Source organism: Helicobacter magdeburgensis (genome assembly GCF_000765825.2).
In the GTDB taxonomy this organism is placed as follows: domain Bacteria; phylum Campylobacterota; class Campylobacteria; order Campylobacterales; family Helicobacteraceae; genus Helicobacter_C; species Helicobacter_C magdeburgensis.
Genome location: NZ_JRPE02000006.1, coordinates 100,813 through 117,856, shown reverse-complemented (window position 1 = coordinate 117,856; position 17,044 = coordinate 100,813). Strand labels below are relative to the sequence as shown.

The 17,044-nt window shown below is 39.2% G+C and carries 15 protein-coding genes; 8 read left to right on the top strand and 7 right to left on the bottom strand.

Annotated elements, in window-relative coordinates; genetic code table 11:
- From nadC to LS74_RS05515, 3 genes are all read right to left on the bottom strand, one after another.
- Positions 1-834: a carboxylating nicotinate-nucleotide diphosphorylase gene (gene nadC / locus LS74_RS05525; RefSeq protein ID WP_034587815.1), complete on the bottom strand. Its 834-nt coding sequence runs from the start codon at positions 832-834 to the stop codon at positions 1-3.
- Positions 835-918: 84 nt separating this feature from the next.
- On the bottom strand, positions 919-1,557 hold the full coding sequence (locus LS74_RS05520; RefSeq protein ID WP_034587817.1) for a superoxide dismutase: 639 nt from the start codon (positions 1,555-1,557) through the stop codon (positions 919-921).
- Between the two features lie 106 nt (positions 1,558-1,663).
- A complete protein-coding gene (locus LS74_RS05515) occupies positions 1,664-2,599 on the bottom strand; it encodes a radical SAM protein (RefSeq protein ID WP_034587819.1) in 936 nt (311 codons plus the stop codon).
- A 159-nt stretch (positions 2,600-2,758) separates the two neighbouring features.
- Between LS74_RS05515 and LS74_RS05510 the strand changes: the two genes are divergently transcribed.
- The 7 genes from LS74_RS05510 to LS74_RS05480 are packed head-to-tail and all read left to right on the top strand — an operon-like array spanning position 2,759 to position 10,313.
- On the top strand, positions 2,759-3,943 hold the full coding sequence (locus LS74_RS05510) for a murein transglycosylase domain-containing protein (protein WP_034587820.1): 1,185 nt from the start codon (positions 2,759-2,761) through the stop codon (positions 3,941-3,943).
- Positions 3,944-3,996: 53 nt separating this feature from the next.
- Positions 3,997-4,725 carry an arginyltransferase gene (locus LS74_RS05505; protein WP_034587822.1) on the top strand — a complete coding sequence of 243 codons (729 nt, stop codon included), beginning with the start codon at positions 3,997-3,999 and terminating at the stop codon, positions 4,723-4,725.
- Positions 4,726-4,727: 2 nt separating this feature from the next.
- Positions 4,728-7,583, top strand: coding sequence for a type ISP restriction/modification enzyme (locus LS74_RS05500; protein ID WP_138128890.1), 2,856 nt, complete (start codon positions 4,728-4,730; stop codon positions 7,581-7,583).
- Positions 7,580-7,711, top strand: coding sequence for an adenine specific DNA methyltransferase (locus tag LS74_RS05495; protein ID WP_236096823.1), 132 nt, complete (start codon positions 7,580-7,582; stop codon positions 7,709-7,711). Before LS74_RS05500 ends, LS74_RS05495 begins: the two co-directional genes overlap by 4 nt.
- 15 nt (positions 7,712-7,726) lie before the next feature.
- Complete coding sequence (locus LS74_RS05490; RefSeq protein ID WP_034587823.1) at positions 7,727-8,029, top strand: type ISP restriction/modification enzyme; 303 nt, start codon at positions 7,727-7,729, stop codon at positions 8,027-8,029.
- A gap of 16 nt (positions 8,030-8,045) precedes the next feature.
- A complete protein-coding gene (gene thiE / locus LS74_RS05485; protein WP_138128888.1) occupies positions 8,046-8,696 on the top strand; it encodes a thiamine phosphate synthase in 651 nt (216 codons plus the stop codon).
- A 48-nt stretch (positions 8,697-8,744) separates the two neighbouring features.
- Positions 8,745-10,313: an SEL1-like repeat protein gene (locus LS74_RS05480; RefSeq protein WP_052086365.1), complete on the top strand. Its 1,569-nt coding sequence runs from the start codon at positions 8,745-8,747 to the stop codon at positions 10,311-10,313.
- A 12-nt stretch (positions 10,314-10,325) separates the two neighbouring features.
- On the opposite strand, the gene LS74_RS05475 is transcribed toward LS74_RS05480, so the two are convergent.
- A complete protein-coding gene (locus tag LS74_RS05475) occupies positions 10,326-10,862 on the bottom strand; it encodes a hypothetical protein (protein WP_034585491.1) in 537 nt (178 codons plus the stop codon).
- A gap of 9 nt (positions 10,863-10,871) precedes the next feature.
- The gene (gene purL / locus LS74_RS05470; protein WP_034585495.1) at positions 10,872-13,109 is read right to left on the bottom strand and encodes a phosphoribosylformylglycinamidine synthase subunit PurL; all 2,238 of its coding nucleotides are present in this window, start codon (positions 13,107-13,109) and stop codon (positions 10,872-10,874) included.
- Between the two features lie 209 nt (positions 13,110-13,318).
- On the opposite strand from purL, the gene ppsA reads away from it, so the two are divergent.
- A complete protein-coding gene (ppsA, locus tag LS74_RS05465) occupies positions 13,319-15,748 on the top strand; it encodes a pyruvate, water dikinase (RefSeq protein ID WP_034585497.1) in 2,430 nt (809 codons plus the stop codon).
- Positions 15,749-15,990: 242 nt separating this feature from the next.
- Here ppsA and LS74_RS05460 read toward each other — a convergent pair whose 3' ends face one another.
- On the bottom strand, positions 15,991-16,176 hold the full coding sequence (locus LS74_RS05460; RefSeq protein ID WP_002956708.1) for a hypothetical protein: 186 nt from the start codon (positions 16,174-16,176) through the stop codon (positions 15,991-15,993).
- 132 nt (positions 16,177-16,308) lie between these two features.
- On the bottom strand, positions 16,309-17,037 hold the full coding sequence (locus LS74_RS05455) for an NlpC/P60 family protein (RefSeq protein WP_034585500.1): 729 nt from the start codon (positions 17,035-17,037) through the stop codon (positions 16,309-16,311).
- Positions 17,038-17,044: the final 7 nt, after the last annotated feature.

The following is a 17,044-nucleotide window of genomic DNA, read 5'->3' as shown; positions in this document are numbered from 1 at the left end:
CTAACAAAGGTGGATTTTAAGGCTTAAATCAAGCCATTTTGCTTGATGGATAAGTGAGCCTACACTGATAGCATCAACGCCACTTTGTGCGTATTCTACGATATTTTCAAGGCTTATATTCCCACTTGCTTCAAGCTTGGTATGCTTGGCATACTCGTTGCGATACGCCACAACTTTTTCAATCTCATCTATTGACATATTATCACACATCACAACATCAGCTCCAGCCTCCATTGCGTTAATCGCAGATTCTAAGCTCTCGCATTCCACTTCAATGGCACACATAAATGGCACTCTCTCTCTAGCAGTGCTAATTATCCCCCGTAAATCCGTAATATGAGCTAAATGTGTATCTTTTAACATCAGCATAGAATCTAGCCCAAAGCGGTGGTTACTCCCCCCACCATTCACCACAGAATACTTTTCCAACTCCCGCAATAATGGGCGAGTCTTGCGTGTATCTAGCAACTTTATGGGTAGATTGCTAATTTTTGAGCTATAGGCATAAGTGAGCGTGGCGATTCCACTGCTATGGGCTAGGATATTTAATAGCACCCGCTCCATTTGCAAAAGTGCTATATGGCTACCGCTCAAAACACAAAGCTTTGTGCCTTTTTTGAAACACTCCCCATCTTTATGAGATTCTAAAATCTTTATATCAAAATGCTTTGCCAACGCCTCCAAATACACAAAGCCAGAAAACACACCCTCTTCTTTAGCTAAAACATAAGCCGTTGCTTCCCTATCTTGTGCGATTAAGGCATAGAGATCGCCTCTGCCTAAATCCTCTTGCAAAGCTTGAATGATAAATTGCTGAATATGATATTGTGTCATCTTACGCCCTTAGTTTTATGATGAGTTTTATAAAATGAGAAAATATCATAGCGACACTCACAAGCGTGAGTGTCATTTCTACCCTTATTTAACAGGGTGAAGCTCATTTGCATAAAATTTAAAAGATTCAATGCCTCTTTCCAATGCCCATTTATAAGACACAGAGACAAAAGCCCAATTAATATGCTTCCAAAACGCTTCTAAATACGCAGGTCGTGCATTTCTATGGTCAATGTAATAAGCGTGTTCCCACACATCAACAACCAAAAGTGGCACTTTAGAATCTGTCGCAGGAGTTGCAGCGTTGCTTGTTTGCACGATTTCAAGCTTTTTATTTTGTGTGTTATACACAAGCCAATTCCAGCCAGAGCCAAAAAGTGTTGTGCTTGAAGCAAGGAATTTTTCTTTTAACCCATCAAGTGAGCCAAACTCCGCATTAATCGCCGCACTTAGCTCCGCACTCAATTCACTTGCCTTAGGGCTTATGCAGTCCCAATAAAAGTCGTGATTATACACTTGGGCTGCGTTATTAAACACACCGCCACTTGATTTTAAGATAATATCGCCAAGCTCCGCATTTTCAAACTCTGTGCCTTTGATAAGGTTGTTGAGATTATTCACATAAGTTTGATGATGTTTGCCATAGTGATATTCAAAGGTTTGTTCGCTAATAAAGCTACCAAATTCGTTTGTGCCATAAGGCAATTTGCGTAATTCAAACATAGTCTCTCCTTAGTTATTGTGTTGTTTGCCCTTGCCAAGCAAATTCCATAAAGATTACAGAATCCATAACAAAAAGCAAGGCATTATAATCAAAATCTTTTAACTTTTATTCCACAATTTTATAAAATATATTTTCTCCCACACTGCATTGCTTTACAATATTTTTTTGGCAAAGTTTATCTAAGAGTGCTAAAGTTTTTGAATCTAGCATTTTTTGTGCGTCTAATGTGCTTAATGGACGCCTTTTGATAAGCCATAAAAGCCTATCTGTGTCATAAGTTTGCAAGGCTAGATTCCCACGCTCTTTAGCCTGTGTGCGTTTTGGAAGTGAAATAGTAAGATGTGGATAAGCATAAAAGCACGAAGCGAGTTCTTCTAGCTTTTCATCACTCACTGCCTCCACTTTATAAGCCGGCGGACGATCAATACTCCCTATATCCACGCGTTTTAATCCTTTAAGCGTTGATAAAAATTCAGCAATTTCCCTAGCCCGTTCCATTGTGTCATTTATGCCTTTCACAAACAGCACTTCGCTTACAATCTCCCCATTAAACCTTTGACAAAACTCGCTTATGCCCTGCTTAATTTGGCTAAGATTCAAACTCCTATGTGGGCGATCCACTCTCTTAAAAGCCCCAGATTCCAAACTATCGCAGGAAAACTTCACAATATCCACAAGCATAAGTGAATCTTGCACTTCCTTCTTCCATAAAAGTGAGCCATTTGTAAGGATAAGCAACTTTATAGAATCTAGCACTATCTCTTTAAGTTTGCTAATTAATTCATACAAATGCGGATACAGCGTTGGCTCACCATTTGCGGTAAGTGTCAAAACATCGCATTTTTGTGTTTTTAGAGCCGCTTGAACTGCTTGTAAGATAGAATCCACGCTCACAATCTCTTCCATACGCTCCATAGTCTTTGCCCCTTGTAACTCACAATACACGCAGTCAAAATTACACTGCTTCTTACTCGGGGATAAATCCACGCCAAGTGATCGTCCAAAACGCCGAGAATCTACAGGACCAAATACAATTTCCACACTTTTTCCTTTCACACCTTTTTCTCTAAGATTTAAAATCTTGCGAGTATAGCATATTTCTATTTATTGAGATAAAGCTTGTAGGGCAAAGCTTAACTTTTTACGCTACAATGGGCGTTTTGATTTTGACACACTAAATCCAAATTGAGACACAGCAATATGAAACAATACGCACAACTTAGCATAACCCTTACTCTAGCTTTAGGCTTTTTTGGCTGCTCCACGCTCACGCCAGAAAATGCCGCAAAAATCATTATAGCCGATGACCCAAGCTATGCAATGCGACAAATCGCAGGAAATCAGTTTAGAATCTACGCCACAGACAGCAAAGCCCTTATGCGAGATATTAAGGAAGCCAAGCGACAATACGCAAAAGTGGCAAATGCCCTAAGCGGCAATGTTGCCAAGCAATGGAGTAAGGAAGATGTGAGTTTGCCAAGTGCAGAATCTTATGTCAAATACTCAAATAACTATAAATCTAAAGCAACTATTAACTTCCATAATGGTGCAATACGCATTGAAACCATTGATACTTCAAACCCCACAAAGTCCCTAGAAAAAGCCATTACAAATACACTTCTTTTGCCACAAGACCCAAGCAAGGTGGATTTGTATTCCGCTGATGATTTTAAATTTGATGGCAAACCTTTCCTAGCAGGGCTGATTAAAGACCACGATGGGCAGGATATTTTGACACAATGGCGTGCGGAGCGATATGCTAAATATCTTGTGGAAAACGAGCTAAAAACCCGCAAGGATAGCAAGGGTAAGCTTGTGAGTTATGTGGATTTGCAAATGGTGGGGGATTATCAAAGTAAGAGTGAGCATAAATATGAAGATCTTGTATTAAAATACGCTCATAAATACAATGTCTCCCCCGCCCTTGTGCTAGGCATTATCCAAACAGAATCTAATTTCAATCCTTACGCGGTAAGTAATGCCCCCGCCTATGGGCTTATGCAGGTTGTGCCAAGCACAGCGGGAGCTGATGCGTATGAGCTGATTAATGGCAAAAAAGGTATGCCAACAAAAGAAATGCTTTTTAACCCTGAAACAAATATTGAATATGGTGTAGCCTATCTTAGCATTCTTTTTAATCGCTACTTGCCACAGATTAAAGACAAACAAAGTCAAGAATACTGCGTGATTACCGCCTACAATGCCGGGGCTGGAAGTGTGCTAAGAACATTTGCAAATGATAAGAATGAAGCTTTCAATCGCATAAATGCTATGTCTGCGAAAAAAGTCTATGACACGATTCAATCAAAACTCCCCTCTAGTGAGGGCAGACGCTACCTTATGAAAGTAACCACGCATAAGAAAAATTACGAGCATATTCAATAAGAGCGGTTTTAAAAATGAGATGGGTGCGTTATGGGTGCGTTAAAGGTATATAAATGAGATTAGTAGAATTTTACTCCGAAGAAAAAACTTGCAGCTACATAGATTCTAAAAAAAGCATTTTTAGATATTTTCATATCCAAAATGTAAAGCCTAGCTTCTACCACGGGCTTTTGGAGCGGGGCTTTAGACGCTTTGGGAATTACTTTTTTGTGCCGATGTGTCAAGGCTGTAATGATTGTATCTCAATCCGCACTTTGATTGATGATTTTAAATTTAGCAAGAATCATAAGCGAGTGCTAAAAAAAGCTCAAAACATAGATATACAAATACAAAAGCCCACTATCTCACAAGCCCATATAGAGCTTTACAACCGCTATCATCAAACTATGCGTGATAAAAAGGGTTGGGACTACACACCCACAACGCCAGAATCTTATATGGATATGTTTGTAGATGGACATCAAGACTTTGGCTATGAGTTTTTATACTTTATAGATTCTCAGCTTATTGGCGTTGGGCTTGTTGATGCGTTGGGTGACAGCATTACAGCGGTGTATTTTTACTATGACCATAATTTTTCGCATTACAGCCTAGGCACACTCAATATTTTAAAGCAAATCAGCATAGGGCGGGAGTTTGGACTGAAATATTTTTACCCCGGATATTGGATTAAAAATCATTATTGTATGGGCTATAAGGAGCGTTTTACGCCCTTTGAAGTGCTTAAAAACGCCCCAGATATTTTTGAGCCACCCATTTGGGAGCTTTACATTAAGGAGTGAAAATGCAGTTTTTACAAAATTACCTTGAAGCCTTGCAGGATATTTCTACACAGGATAAAGAGCATACCTACCGCACGCCATTAGAAAATTTACTAAACGCATTAAAAGGAGAGTCTAAAGCTATCCATATCATCCACGAACCAAACAATGATAAAGAAGGCAGGGGCGCACCAGACTTTTTAATCACAAAAGATTCTCTTATACTTGGCTATATTGAAAACAAACGCGTAAATGCCCCTTTAGATGAAATCGCACAAGACAAGCAGATTCAAAAATACTTCCGCCTAAGCTCAAATATCATTTTGACAGATTATCTTAGATTCTGTCTTTTACGCCAAGATGAAAAGGGCAAAATAAGCATAAAGCAAGAGTGCAGAATCTGCGAGCTTTCACAACTTCAAGCCCTAGTGAAAAACCCCAAGCTTTTTAGCCTAGATTCTAAAGCAAAAGAGCTAACCGAGCTTTTCACACTCTTTTTCTCTCAAAGTCCAAACCCCATAAACACAGCTAAAGAGTTTGCAAACGCCCTAGCTCAAAGGACTAGAATCCTAAAAGATGAAATGATAGAAAAGCAGAGCAACGCTCACATACAAGGGCTTTTTAATGCTTTTAAAGAATCATTATATAAAGATTTAGACTTCATCACCTTTGCCGATAGCTTCGCACAGACGCTGACTTATAGCCTGTTTTTAGCAAGGCTAAACAACAACGCAAATGAAACAATCACCCTAGATAATGCCTACAACTTTATCCCCAAATCTTTCTCACTTATCCAAGCGATGAGCAAATTCCTACGAGAGCTAAAAGAGCTAGATTCTATCAAATGGCTTTTAGAAGAAATCATCGCTATTATCAATCACATAGACATCGCCGCCATTATCCACGATCTCAACAAACTCTCGCAAAAAGACTTGCTAGGAGAATACATTTATAAAGACCCATATTTACATTTATATGAAGACTTTCTCAAAGAATATGATGAGAGCTTAAGAGAAGTGCGAGGTGTATATTATACCCCTGCTCCAGTGGTGAAATTCATCATAGATTCTATTGATTTAACCCTGCAAAAAGACTTTAATAAGCAAGGGCTACAATCCGCCATCACTGATGATAATATCACGCTTTTAGACTTTGCCACAGGCACAGGGACATTTTTACTAGAAGCCTTTAGAAAAGCCCTAGAATCTAGCAATAAAAACAGCGTGAAATACAACCCAAAAGCCTTGATACAAAGATTCTATGGATTTGAGTTTTTAATCGCACCTTACACGATAACACATCTTAAAATCTCTCAAGCTTTTAAAGAAGAGTTTGAAGCCCAGCTAAATGACAATGAAAGCCTAAATATCACGCTGACAAACACACTCTATGTGAGCAGCAAAGCAGATGAAATCAATAAGCAAAGCAATCTCTTTGTGGGTATGGCAGAGCTTACAAAGGAGTTTGAAAAAGCCCAAGAGATTAAGAGCAAAGATATTTTAATCATCACGGGCAATCCCCCATATAGCGGAGCTAGTGCAAACAAGGGCTTATATGAAGATGAAGTGCGTATCACCTATGGGCTAGAGCCAAGCCTAGCCGAGCTTACAAAAGCAGAAAAAGAGAGCCTACTACGCTACTTTTCAAACAAAAGCAAAGATAATGCAAGAACTTTTAAAGCAATTTTAGAGCGACACAAACTCCAAAATGAGAAAAATCCCAAATGGCTGCTAGATGACTATGTGAAATTTATCCGCTTTGCTGAATCTAAAATTGAAAAGCAAGGTAGTGGAATCTTTGCCTTTATTTCTAATAATAGCTTTTTAGACAACCCCACATTTCGCGGTATGCGTTACCACTTACTAAAGAGCTTTGATAAGATTTATATCCTTGATTTGCACGGAAACGCAAGAAAAAAAGAAACCACACCAAGCGGTGATAAAGATGACAATGTATTTGACATTATGCAAGGCGTTTCTATCAATATTTTTATAAAAACCACAAAAGATTCTAACAATCTAGCGACAATCTACCACTATGATCTCTATGGCAAACGCAAGGATAAATATGAATTTTTATATAGCAATACTTTAGATTCTATACAATGGCAGATTCTAACCCCACAAAACCCCTTTTATCTCTTTATCCCACAAGATAAGTCATTAAGGGTAGAATATGATAAAGGCTGGAGTGTAAAGGATATTTTTAAGGTGTCAAATGTGGGCGTTGCGACAGGCAAAGATTCTGTATTTATTGTACCAAATAGTGAGATTTTAGAATCTCAAGTGAGAAGTTATTGCAATGAATTTGAAACACAATTTGTTAAAGATATAATTTATCGTCCTTTTGATATGTGTAAGGTTTATTATGACACTAAAAAAATACAAAGAGCTAGAAAAGACATAATGCAACATTTTTTACACGATTTTGACAATGATATGTGGGTAGAAAACTTTACGCAAGAATTTAGAGATTTTATAGATTCTAAATATAACGAGCATTTTTCACCAGAGCAGATTCTAGGCTATATTTATGCGGTGCTATTTCATAAGGATTATAGAGAGAAGTATTTAGACTTTTTGAAAATTGACTTTCCTAAAATCCCCTTTGTAGAATCTAAAGAGAAATTTTTAGCTTTAAGCGATTTAGGCTTAGAGCTACTTGATACGCATTTAATGAGAGAGAGAGAGAGAGAGAGAGAGCAGAAAACTATGAGAATGAGTTGCAATATAGGGTTAAATGTGGCACGACAATACAAAGTAAGTGGTTCGTGGCAATGTGTGATAGCGACAAATACACTAGTAGATCTCTCACTAATGGGTGGCAACACGGGAGCAGGGACGATATTCCCACTCTATCTTCACAAGGAATCTTTATGAAAAATATCGGTTTAGTATGTGATAGGGGGAGTAAATTATCTCATATTGATAATATTTTCATCACAGATTCTATTATTGATTTGCATTTAGTAGAGGCAGTGGGAGCTATGTTTTCCCACTTTATTTGACACAAAGGATATAGAATGAATGAGTTAGAATCTATCGGCGAACCACTCTATAATGACAAAAATGATAAAAATCTCATTATAGAAAAGCCCAGCTACAACGCAGAATCTCAAAGGCTTTTTATCAACAAAAGCCTATATTTTGACAAAGTGGATTCTAGGGTGTGGGAGTATAAAATCGGCGGCTACCAAGTCCTAGACAAATATCTTAAATCCCACAAAGGCGAAGCGATAGACTTCACATATTTTCAAAAGATAATCCAAACCTTGCATAAAAGCTTGGAGATAGAATCTCGCATTGCCACAATAGAGTTAATATGAGATAAGCAGGATTAAGATGAGTATAAATACAAAGCTACAAGGCATTTATGCGATTTCAGATGAGATTCTCACTCCTTATGAGATTTTGCCTCAATGTTTAGAATCCGCTCTTAAAGCAGGGGTGAAAATCTTTCAGTTGCGTGATAAAAGCCATAGTGATTCTTGGCTTTATCCTAAGGCAAAAGAGCTTATGGCATTGTGTGAGAAATATAATGCACTTTTTGTGATGAACGATAGATTAAATCTCGCCTTAAGACTAAACGCTCCCGCTTTGCATTTAGGCAAAGATGATGGGGCAATTGCTCAAGCAAGAGAGAAATTTAAAGGAATTTTGGGCGCTTCAAGTTACGCAGATGTGCAGAGGGCAAAGCTTTTAGAATCTTTGGGCGTGGATTATGTCGCTTTTGGGGCGTTTTTTGCCTCTCCTACGAAGCCAAATGCCCCTCTTGCACCTTTAGAGATTCTAGAATCTGCCAAAGCAAGTTTAAACATTCCCATTTGTGCTATCGGGGGTATTAGCACTCAAAATATACATTTGCTAAAAAATGCTGATATGTGCGCTGTAATAAGTGATTTGTGGAAATCTAAATTGCAAGATTCACCTTTAGAGATTAAATATCAAAACATCTATCACAATGCCCTTGCCTTGATTCAATCTTTAGAATAAGATAAGACAAATATCAGTAGAATCCAAAAAATTATTGTGGGGGAAATTATGCGCTTTCTAGTTTTGTCTATCTGTGCTTTCTGTTTTATTAGCTGCGCTCATTTGAGTGTAGATTCTCAAGTAGATTGTGGTAATGCAGAGGATTGTATGGCAAAAGGCTTTGAATTTTTTGATGAAGCAAACTACACTCAAGCAGCACCATATTTTACCAAAGGTTGTGATTTAGATAGCAGAGGTTGCTTTATTTTGGGCGTTCTGTATTATGAGGGTAAAGGTGTAAAACAAAATTACAATAAAGCTAGAGAATTATTTGAGAAAGTTTGTGAGTTAGGTGATGAGGGTGCTTTGGGCTGTATGTCTTTGGGTCAATTATATTATGAGGGCAAAGGTGTGAAGCAAGATTATATAAAAGCAATAGAATATACCACAAAAAGTTGCAATATGGGTGAAATTGGGAGTTGCTATAATCTAGGACTTTTATATGGAAAAGGTGAGGGTGCAAATCAGGATTCTCTAAAGGCTAAAGAGATTTTTACTCAAGTTTGTAATCATAAAATAACCGCAGGAAAAAGTGGTGGTATTCCCGTTACAGACTTAATGTATAAACCTATGGGTTGCACTGCGCTGGGAGATATGTATTATTATGGATATGGTATAAAGCAAGATTATATAAAAGCAAGAGAATTTTATACTAAGGCGTGTGAGAGTATAAGGGGTGTAGCTGGAGCTTGCACAAATCTAGGTATTTTATATGATAAAGGTATGGGTGTGAAGCAAGATTTTGCAAAAGCACAAACGCTTTATATCAAAGGCTGTGAGCTAGGAAGTGGAGCAAGTTGTGGTAATCTAGGTTTAATATACTATCAAGGTAAAAATGTCAAGCGAGATTTTACAAAAGCAATGGAGCTTTTCACCCAAAGCTGTGATTTAGGCACAGCAAAGGGTTGTTATCAATTAGGTGAGATGTATTATCGTGGTGATGGTGTTTTACAAGATGATAGAATCGCATATGAATTTTTGAGTAAGGCTTATAGTATGGATAAAAGTCTAGATTACAACAACTTAGGCTTACTCTATGCTTGGAGTGAAAATGTCAAGCACGACTATGCAAAGGCAAAAGCAATTTTTAGCAAATCTTGCGATGAGGGTAATAGTATAGGTTGTGTGAATCTCGGTGTTTTGTATGCCTATGGCAGAGGAGTAATGACAGATTATACAAAAGCAGTGGAACTCTATACACAAGCTTGTAATATGAATAATCGTGTTGGTTGCTATAATCTAGGATTACTTTATGACGAAGGGTATAAAGGAGTTCGGCAGGATTATTTCAAGGCGAGGGAGCTATATGCTAAAAGTTGCGATATGGGCAATGGCTCTGCTTGTTTTAGTTTAGGTTTGCTCTATAGCGAGGGTAAAGGCGTAAGGCAAGATTATATCAAGGCAAGAGAATTATATACAAAGGCTTGTAATATGGGTGAAGCAGGGGCTTGTAATAATTTGGGAGTTTTTTATACTTATGGAAAAGGTGTGAGGCAAGATAAAGCTAAAGCAAGAGAGCTCTTTGGCAAAGCTTGTGATATGGGGAATCAAAAAGGTTGTGATAATTACAGACAATAAATAAATCTAAATCTACCACTCTTCCCCAATGCCCAGCATTATGCACTTATCAAAGCGGGGCAAAACACAATACGCAAATATCTCCTGCCCTAGCCCAAAAGATTCCAAATCACTCAAATACCGCCCATCAAAGCTAAGATAAAAGCTCTCATCATTTGGTGTAAGCCTAGCACCAACGCCCACCCCGCCCAAATGGCTATACTTAATAAACTCCGCTATATAAGCCCCTATCAGCACAAGCCCACCACGCCATTTAAGCTTTTGAGAATCTGTGTAAGTGCGATACACGCTATATTCAATCACAGGACGCCTATCATAATAAGGATAATCCTGCTCTAGGCTTTGTTTCTTAACCTGCTCTACATAGGAGCGTAACATAGGGGTGTATTGCTTTAAATAATAACTGCCATCTTTTGGGAGACTAAAAGGATTTGAAGGCTCATTTACCGCTGCATTCCCCAAAGCATACGCATTTAAATGAAACACACACAAACACATACAAGCACAAGCACAGGCTTTTTGCAAGGCTCGCAAGATTCCAAGTAGCATTACAGAATCTTACAAATCTTGATTGATAAGTTTTTCAAAACTTTCAAAATACACTTCCGCCATTTCAGCAAGATTCATATTAATTTCATCAACGCAGAATATTTCCCCGCCCACACAGCCGATTTCACTCACAGGAACTTTATGCTTTTTAGCTAACTGCATAAAGCTCTGCAAATTTTCCGCTGTGATTTCTGCCACGACACAACTTTGCGATTGAGAGAAAAGCAGTTGAGAGGGGAGATTTGTATGGATATTACAGCCTATGGGCTTATTGACACCATTGCCTAATACCATTTTAGCCAATGCCATTGCCAAGCCCCCCTCGCCTATGTCCTTAGCCGAGCTAATAAGGGAGCTTTCCGCAGATTCTAGCATTAGATTCCACAAGCTTAATTCTTTTTGCAAATCAATGGCAGGTATCCGCCCGTAAATGCGTTTTTCTAAAATCTTTTGAGCCAAGCTCCCGCCAAATTCAGCCTTAATCTCGCCAAGTAGGACAATACTATTACCTTGCGTTTGGAATTGTGAAGGGATAGCCTTTTGTATATTACTCAGCAAGGCTACGCTAACAATGGAGGGTGTGGGGTAAATATCAACGCCATCGCTTTGATTATGTAAAGAGACATTGCCACTAACCACAGGGGTGTTTAGAATCTCACACGCTTGTTTAATGCCCTCACACACTTCGCTAAATGCCCACATCACTTCAGGATTCTGCGGAGAGCCAAAGTTCAAGCAATCACTTATGGCTAAAGGCTTTGCACCATTAACAATGGAGTTTCGCCCAGAAGTTGCCACGGCAATTTTAGCTCCATTTTGCGGCTCAAGCTGACAATAACGCATATTGCAATCCACGCTCATACTAAGAGCCGTATTTGTGCCTTTTATGCGTATCATACTCGCATCGCCACTTCCAGCAGGGGTTATGGTATTGCTCTGCACACTGCTATCATACTGCTGATATACCCATTTTTTATTAGCAATTTCAACGCTTCCTAGCAATGTCGTAAAAATCTCTTGTGTGCTTAAATCCGTCTCAAGGCGGTCTGCTTTATGGCTTTGTGGTGGAATTGCACGAGTAGGCATATCCAGCATAGGGGCATTTTCACTAAGCTCCAAGATTGGAATCTCTGCACATTTTTCCCCATACCAAAATAGCTCCATATTGCCACTTTTTGTAACCTCCCCAATAATTGCCGCATCAACCTCCCATTTCTTAAAAATCTCTAGCACCTGATCTTCACAGCCCTTTTTCGCACAAATCAGCATTCGCTCTTGCGATTCACTAAGCATTAGCTCATAAGGATTCATACCACTTTCACGCATAGGCACTTTATCTAGGTGCAGTATCATACCACTCCCGCTTCGCCCTGCCATTTCAAAGCTAGAGCTTGTAAGCCCCGCTGCTCCCATATCCTGAATCCCAATAATCAAATCCTGCTTAAAAAGCTCCAAACACGCCTCCAGCAAAAGCTTTTCAGCAAATGGATCGCCCACCTGCACTGCTGAACGCATAGCCTTTGAGTTTGAGCTAAAGCTATCACTGCTCATAACAGCCCCACCTAAGCCATCTCGCCCTGTTTTACTCCCCACATAAATCACAGGATTCTTAGCCCCTTGTGCTTTTCCATAAAAAATTTCGTTCTTTTTCACAAGCCCTAAGCAAAAGGCATTGACTAAAATATTGCCGTTATAGCAAGATTCAAAGCTCATCTCTCCGCCAATTGTCGGCACTCCCATACAATTTCCATAACTCCCTATGCCTTCCACAACGCCACGCAAAAGATAGCGGTGCTTTTTGCCAAGGCTAGTAGAATCTTCTACATCGCCAAAACGGATAGAGTTGAGACTTGCCACTGGACGCGCACCCATTGTGAAAATATCTCGCATAATGCCGCCAACACCCGTTGCTGCCCCAGCGTGAGGCTCAATAAAGCTTGGGTGATTGTGAGATTCTATTTTAAACACCGCACACAGATTATTGCCAATATCAATGACTCCCGCATTTTCACCCGGTCCTTGCACGACCCAAGGGGCTTTGGTAGGGAAACCTTTAAGATATTTTTTGCTTGATTTATAGCTACAATGCTCACTCCACATTGCCGAAAAAATCCCTAACTCTATAAGATTCGGGGGACGCTTTAGAATCTTAAGTATCTCTTCGTAGTCCTGAGATGAGAGCTTATGGGCTTTTAAACTCTCATTAAGATTGTCAATCTCACCCAAAAGATGTGTAATATTTACCATTTTTACCTCATAAATGTAGAATCTTAGCTTGAAGTCAGCACTTGAAGCTTAAACTTCAAAAAGCTGGGATTCTAGCATAAATTAACTTTTTTTCTTTTTAACGCAAGATTAAGCTAAAAGTTGGATTTTTTAAGTTTGCGATAAACTTTCATTCAATACAATGTGCGACTTGTAACACAAAGCATAAGAATAAGTAGGAGAAGCTGCAAATGAAATATATTAAGTTTTTTAAGGAACTTAACAATAGAGATGTGCCTGTCGTTGGCGGTAAAAATGCAAGTATCGGTGAGATGTTTCAAGAGCTTGTGAGTGAAGGCATAAAGGTGCCAAATGGCTTTGCTATTACAAGTGATGCGTATTGGTATTTGCTAGATTCTGGTGGCATACGCCAAAAGATTATTGATTTGCTTGATGGCGTTGATGTCACTGAAATTGATGTTTTAAAGACGCGTTCTAAGAAGATAAGAGAGTTGATTTTTGGCACACCTTTTCCTGCGGATTTGCGTGAGGAGATTTTTAAAGCCTATGAGATTTTGAGTGCTGAATATGGTATGAAAGAAGCCGATGTGGCGGTAAGAAGCTCGGCTACTGCAGAAGATCTGCCTGATGCGAGTTTTGCCGGACAGCAGGATACTTACCTGAATGTCAAAGGAAAAACCGAGCTTATTCACTATATCAAGTCTTGCCTTGCTTCACTTTTTACCGATAGGGCGGTAAGCTATCGTGCCTCTCGTGGGTTTGATCATTTTAAGGTGGCTTTGTCTGTGGGTGTGCAAAAAATGGTGCGTGCCGATAAAGGCAGTGCTGGGGTTATGTTTAGCATTGATACAGAGACAGGCTTTAAGGACGCGGTGTTTATCACTTCATCTTGGGGATTAGGCGAAAATGTCGTAGGCGGAACCGTGAATCCTGATGAATTTTATGTCTTTAAACCCACACTCAAAGAGGGCAAACGCCCTATTATCAAGCGACAGCTAGGACATAAACATCAAAAAATGGTCTATGCTCCACGCGGTAGCGAACATCCTACAAAAAATATTAAAACCACTCAACGCGAAATGAAAAACTTTTCTATCACAGATTCAGATATTTTAACCCTTGCGAGATATGCTATAAAAATTGAGGAGCATTACACAAAAGAGGCTGGAGAATATCGCCCTATGGATATGGAATGGGCTAAAGATGGCGAGAGCGGAGAGATTTTCATCGTTCAAGCACGACCAGAAACGGTGCAAAGTCAAAAGAGCAAAAAAAGCGATGGACAAAAGCTAGAAAAATTTAAATTTGTGAATCCTAGTGCTAAAAAAGAAGTGATTCTCACAGGAAAAGCTATCGGTGGGAAAATCGGCACGGGTAAAGTGCGGATTATCAACGACGTAGAGCATATGGATAGCTTTAAAGAAGGTGAGATTCTAGTAACGGATAATACCGATCCCGATTGGGAACCAGCGATGAAAAAGGCAGCAGCAGTTATTACAAATCGCGGGGGTAGGACCTGCCACGCTGCGATTGTGGCACGAGAGATTGGAGTTCCTGCGATTGTTGGAGCCATTGGAGCGACAGATAGGCTATATAGCGGTATGGAGGTAACGGTCTCTTGTGCCGAGGGCGAAGAGGGCTACATCTATGATGGCATTTGCGAATACGAGATTGAAAGTATTGAGCTAAATAACCTTGGCGATCCAAAGACAAAGATTTATATGAATGTAGGTAACCCAGAAAAAGCCTTTGGATTTTCACAGATTCCAAATCACGGCGTGGGCTTAGCGCGTATGGAGCTTATCGTGCTTAATCAAATTAAAGCTCACCCCCTAGCCCTGCTTGATATACAAAATGGCAACACAAAGGGCTTAAAGGAAAAGGCAGAGATTGAAAAAATAATGAGCGGATATGAGAATCCAAAGGACTTTTTCACAAAGAAAATTGCTGAAGGCATTGGTATGATATGCTCCGCCTTTTATCCTAATCCTGTGATTGTCCGCACGAGTGATTTTAAATCAAATGAGTATCGCGGTATGCTTGGTGGTGCACCTTATGAGCCACACGAAGAAAACCCAATGCTAGGCTATCGCGGTGCTAGTCGGTATTATTCCGAGCAGTATCGTGCAGCGTTTGAATGGGAATGCCAAGCCTTGGCTATGGTGCGTGATGAAATGGGACTAACAAATATGAAAGTAATGATTCCATTTTTACGCACACCAGAAGAGGGCAAAAAGGTGCTTGAGATTATGCGTCGCAATGGGCTAGAATCAGGCAAAAATGGGCTAGAGATTTATGTAATGTGCGAACTGCCTGTGAATGTGATTTTAGCAGATGAGTTTTTAAGTATGTTTGATGGATTTTCTATTGGTTCAAATGACTTGACACAGCTTACTCTTGGCGTGGATAGGGACGGACAGCTTGTGAGTCATATCTTTGATGAAAGAAATCCAGCTATGTTTGCGATGTTTAAAAAAGCCATTGAAGCCTGCAAGCGACATAATAAGTATTGTGGGATCTGCGGACAAGCACCAAGCGATTATCCAGAGGTTACAGAATTCCTTGTTAAAGAAGGCATAAGCTCTGTTTCACTCAATCCAGATTCAGTTATCGCCACTTGGCAAAAGGTTGTAGAAATAGAAAAAAGGCTCAAAGGCTAATTTTTGCTCCATTCTCTGCTTTGTATAAAAAAGCAGAGAATTTCTCCTAATCAAACCTCTAATATCAATAAAATCAAGTTTCAAGAAATAGGCAAAACAAAATCAAGGAGAGAAAAAAGCAAGAATCTAAGAAACTCACTACAGCTATTTCTTAGTTGCAATGAGTATTAAAATCCACTTGGGCTTATGCCGAGCAAAACTAAAGCTCAAGCTTATAAAGCACACAGAAAGTTTAATGGCCTTTAATTATTATTGTTAAAAAAGTCATTCTCGTAGTCCATTTGCCCCTTTGTCATATCAAGATCAACACTCAAATCCTCAAATGAACTATAACTATCATTAATATTACTCATCAAATCTAATGGATCCATTCCCGTGGATACAGAGTAATCAACTACCGCACTCATAATCTCATCATCATTCATCATAACACACCTCCTAAAGATTAAGAAAGCTTAATTCTCCCACGAAGCCGTAAATAGAAAGTAATAAATCTCATCAGCTTGTTTAAAAAACTTTAAAAACAATTCTAACCACATAAAAACAAACCTACAAAATATCTAGTTTTCTAAATAGCTTCTAGCTCCCTTGTATGCCTTGCTCCAGTAGTTAGAATCTAGTCTTGCTTTGCTGACAACCTTACCCTTACTTGGTGCGTGGATAAACTCATTGTTACCAATGTAGATTCCCACGTGATTAATTCTCCTACCTTTGTTTGTGATGAAAAACACCAAATCACCCTTTTGCAACTTGCTTTTGGTAATAGCAGTGCCATCATCGTATTGATCAAATGAAGTGCGAGGCAAAGAGATTCCATTGAGACGATAGACTGCACGCGTCAAACCACTACAATCAAAGCCAGATTCCGAAGTGCCACCCCATTTATAAGGCACACCAAGGTAATCGTGAGCAGATTCTACCAAATCATCGCGTATGTCTTTGGATTTTTTTTGTTTAGGAACATTCTGCTTATTAATAGCATATTTCTGCGGCGATAGGATAAAAAAATCGCCAATTAGCCCTTGTTTTTGATACCTTTGAGCTTTACTTTTAGCAATCTCAAGGCTTTCATAGTTTCCAAATCGCACCTTATACATACCTTTTTCTTTAAACAAAAACGCATCAAGCCCTTTTTTATTAAGAGAATCTACCAGCCTTCCTGCATTTTCAACATTACTAAAACTCCCCACCTGCACACTATATGCAAGAGGCTTTTGTGCGTTTAAAGATGCACAACCCGCAAATAAAAATACTGCGCCTATCCATATATACACAATGATTTTTCGCATTTCACTC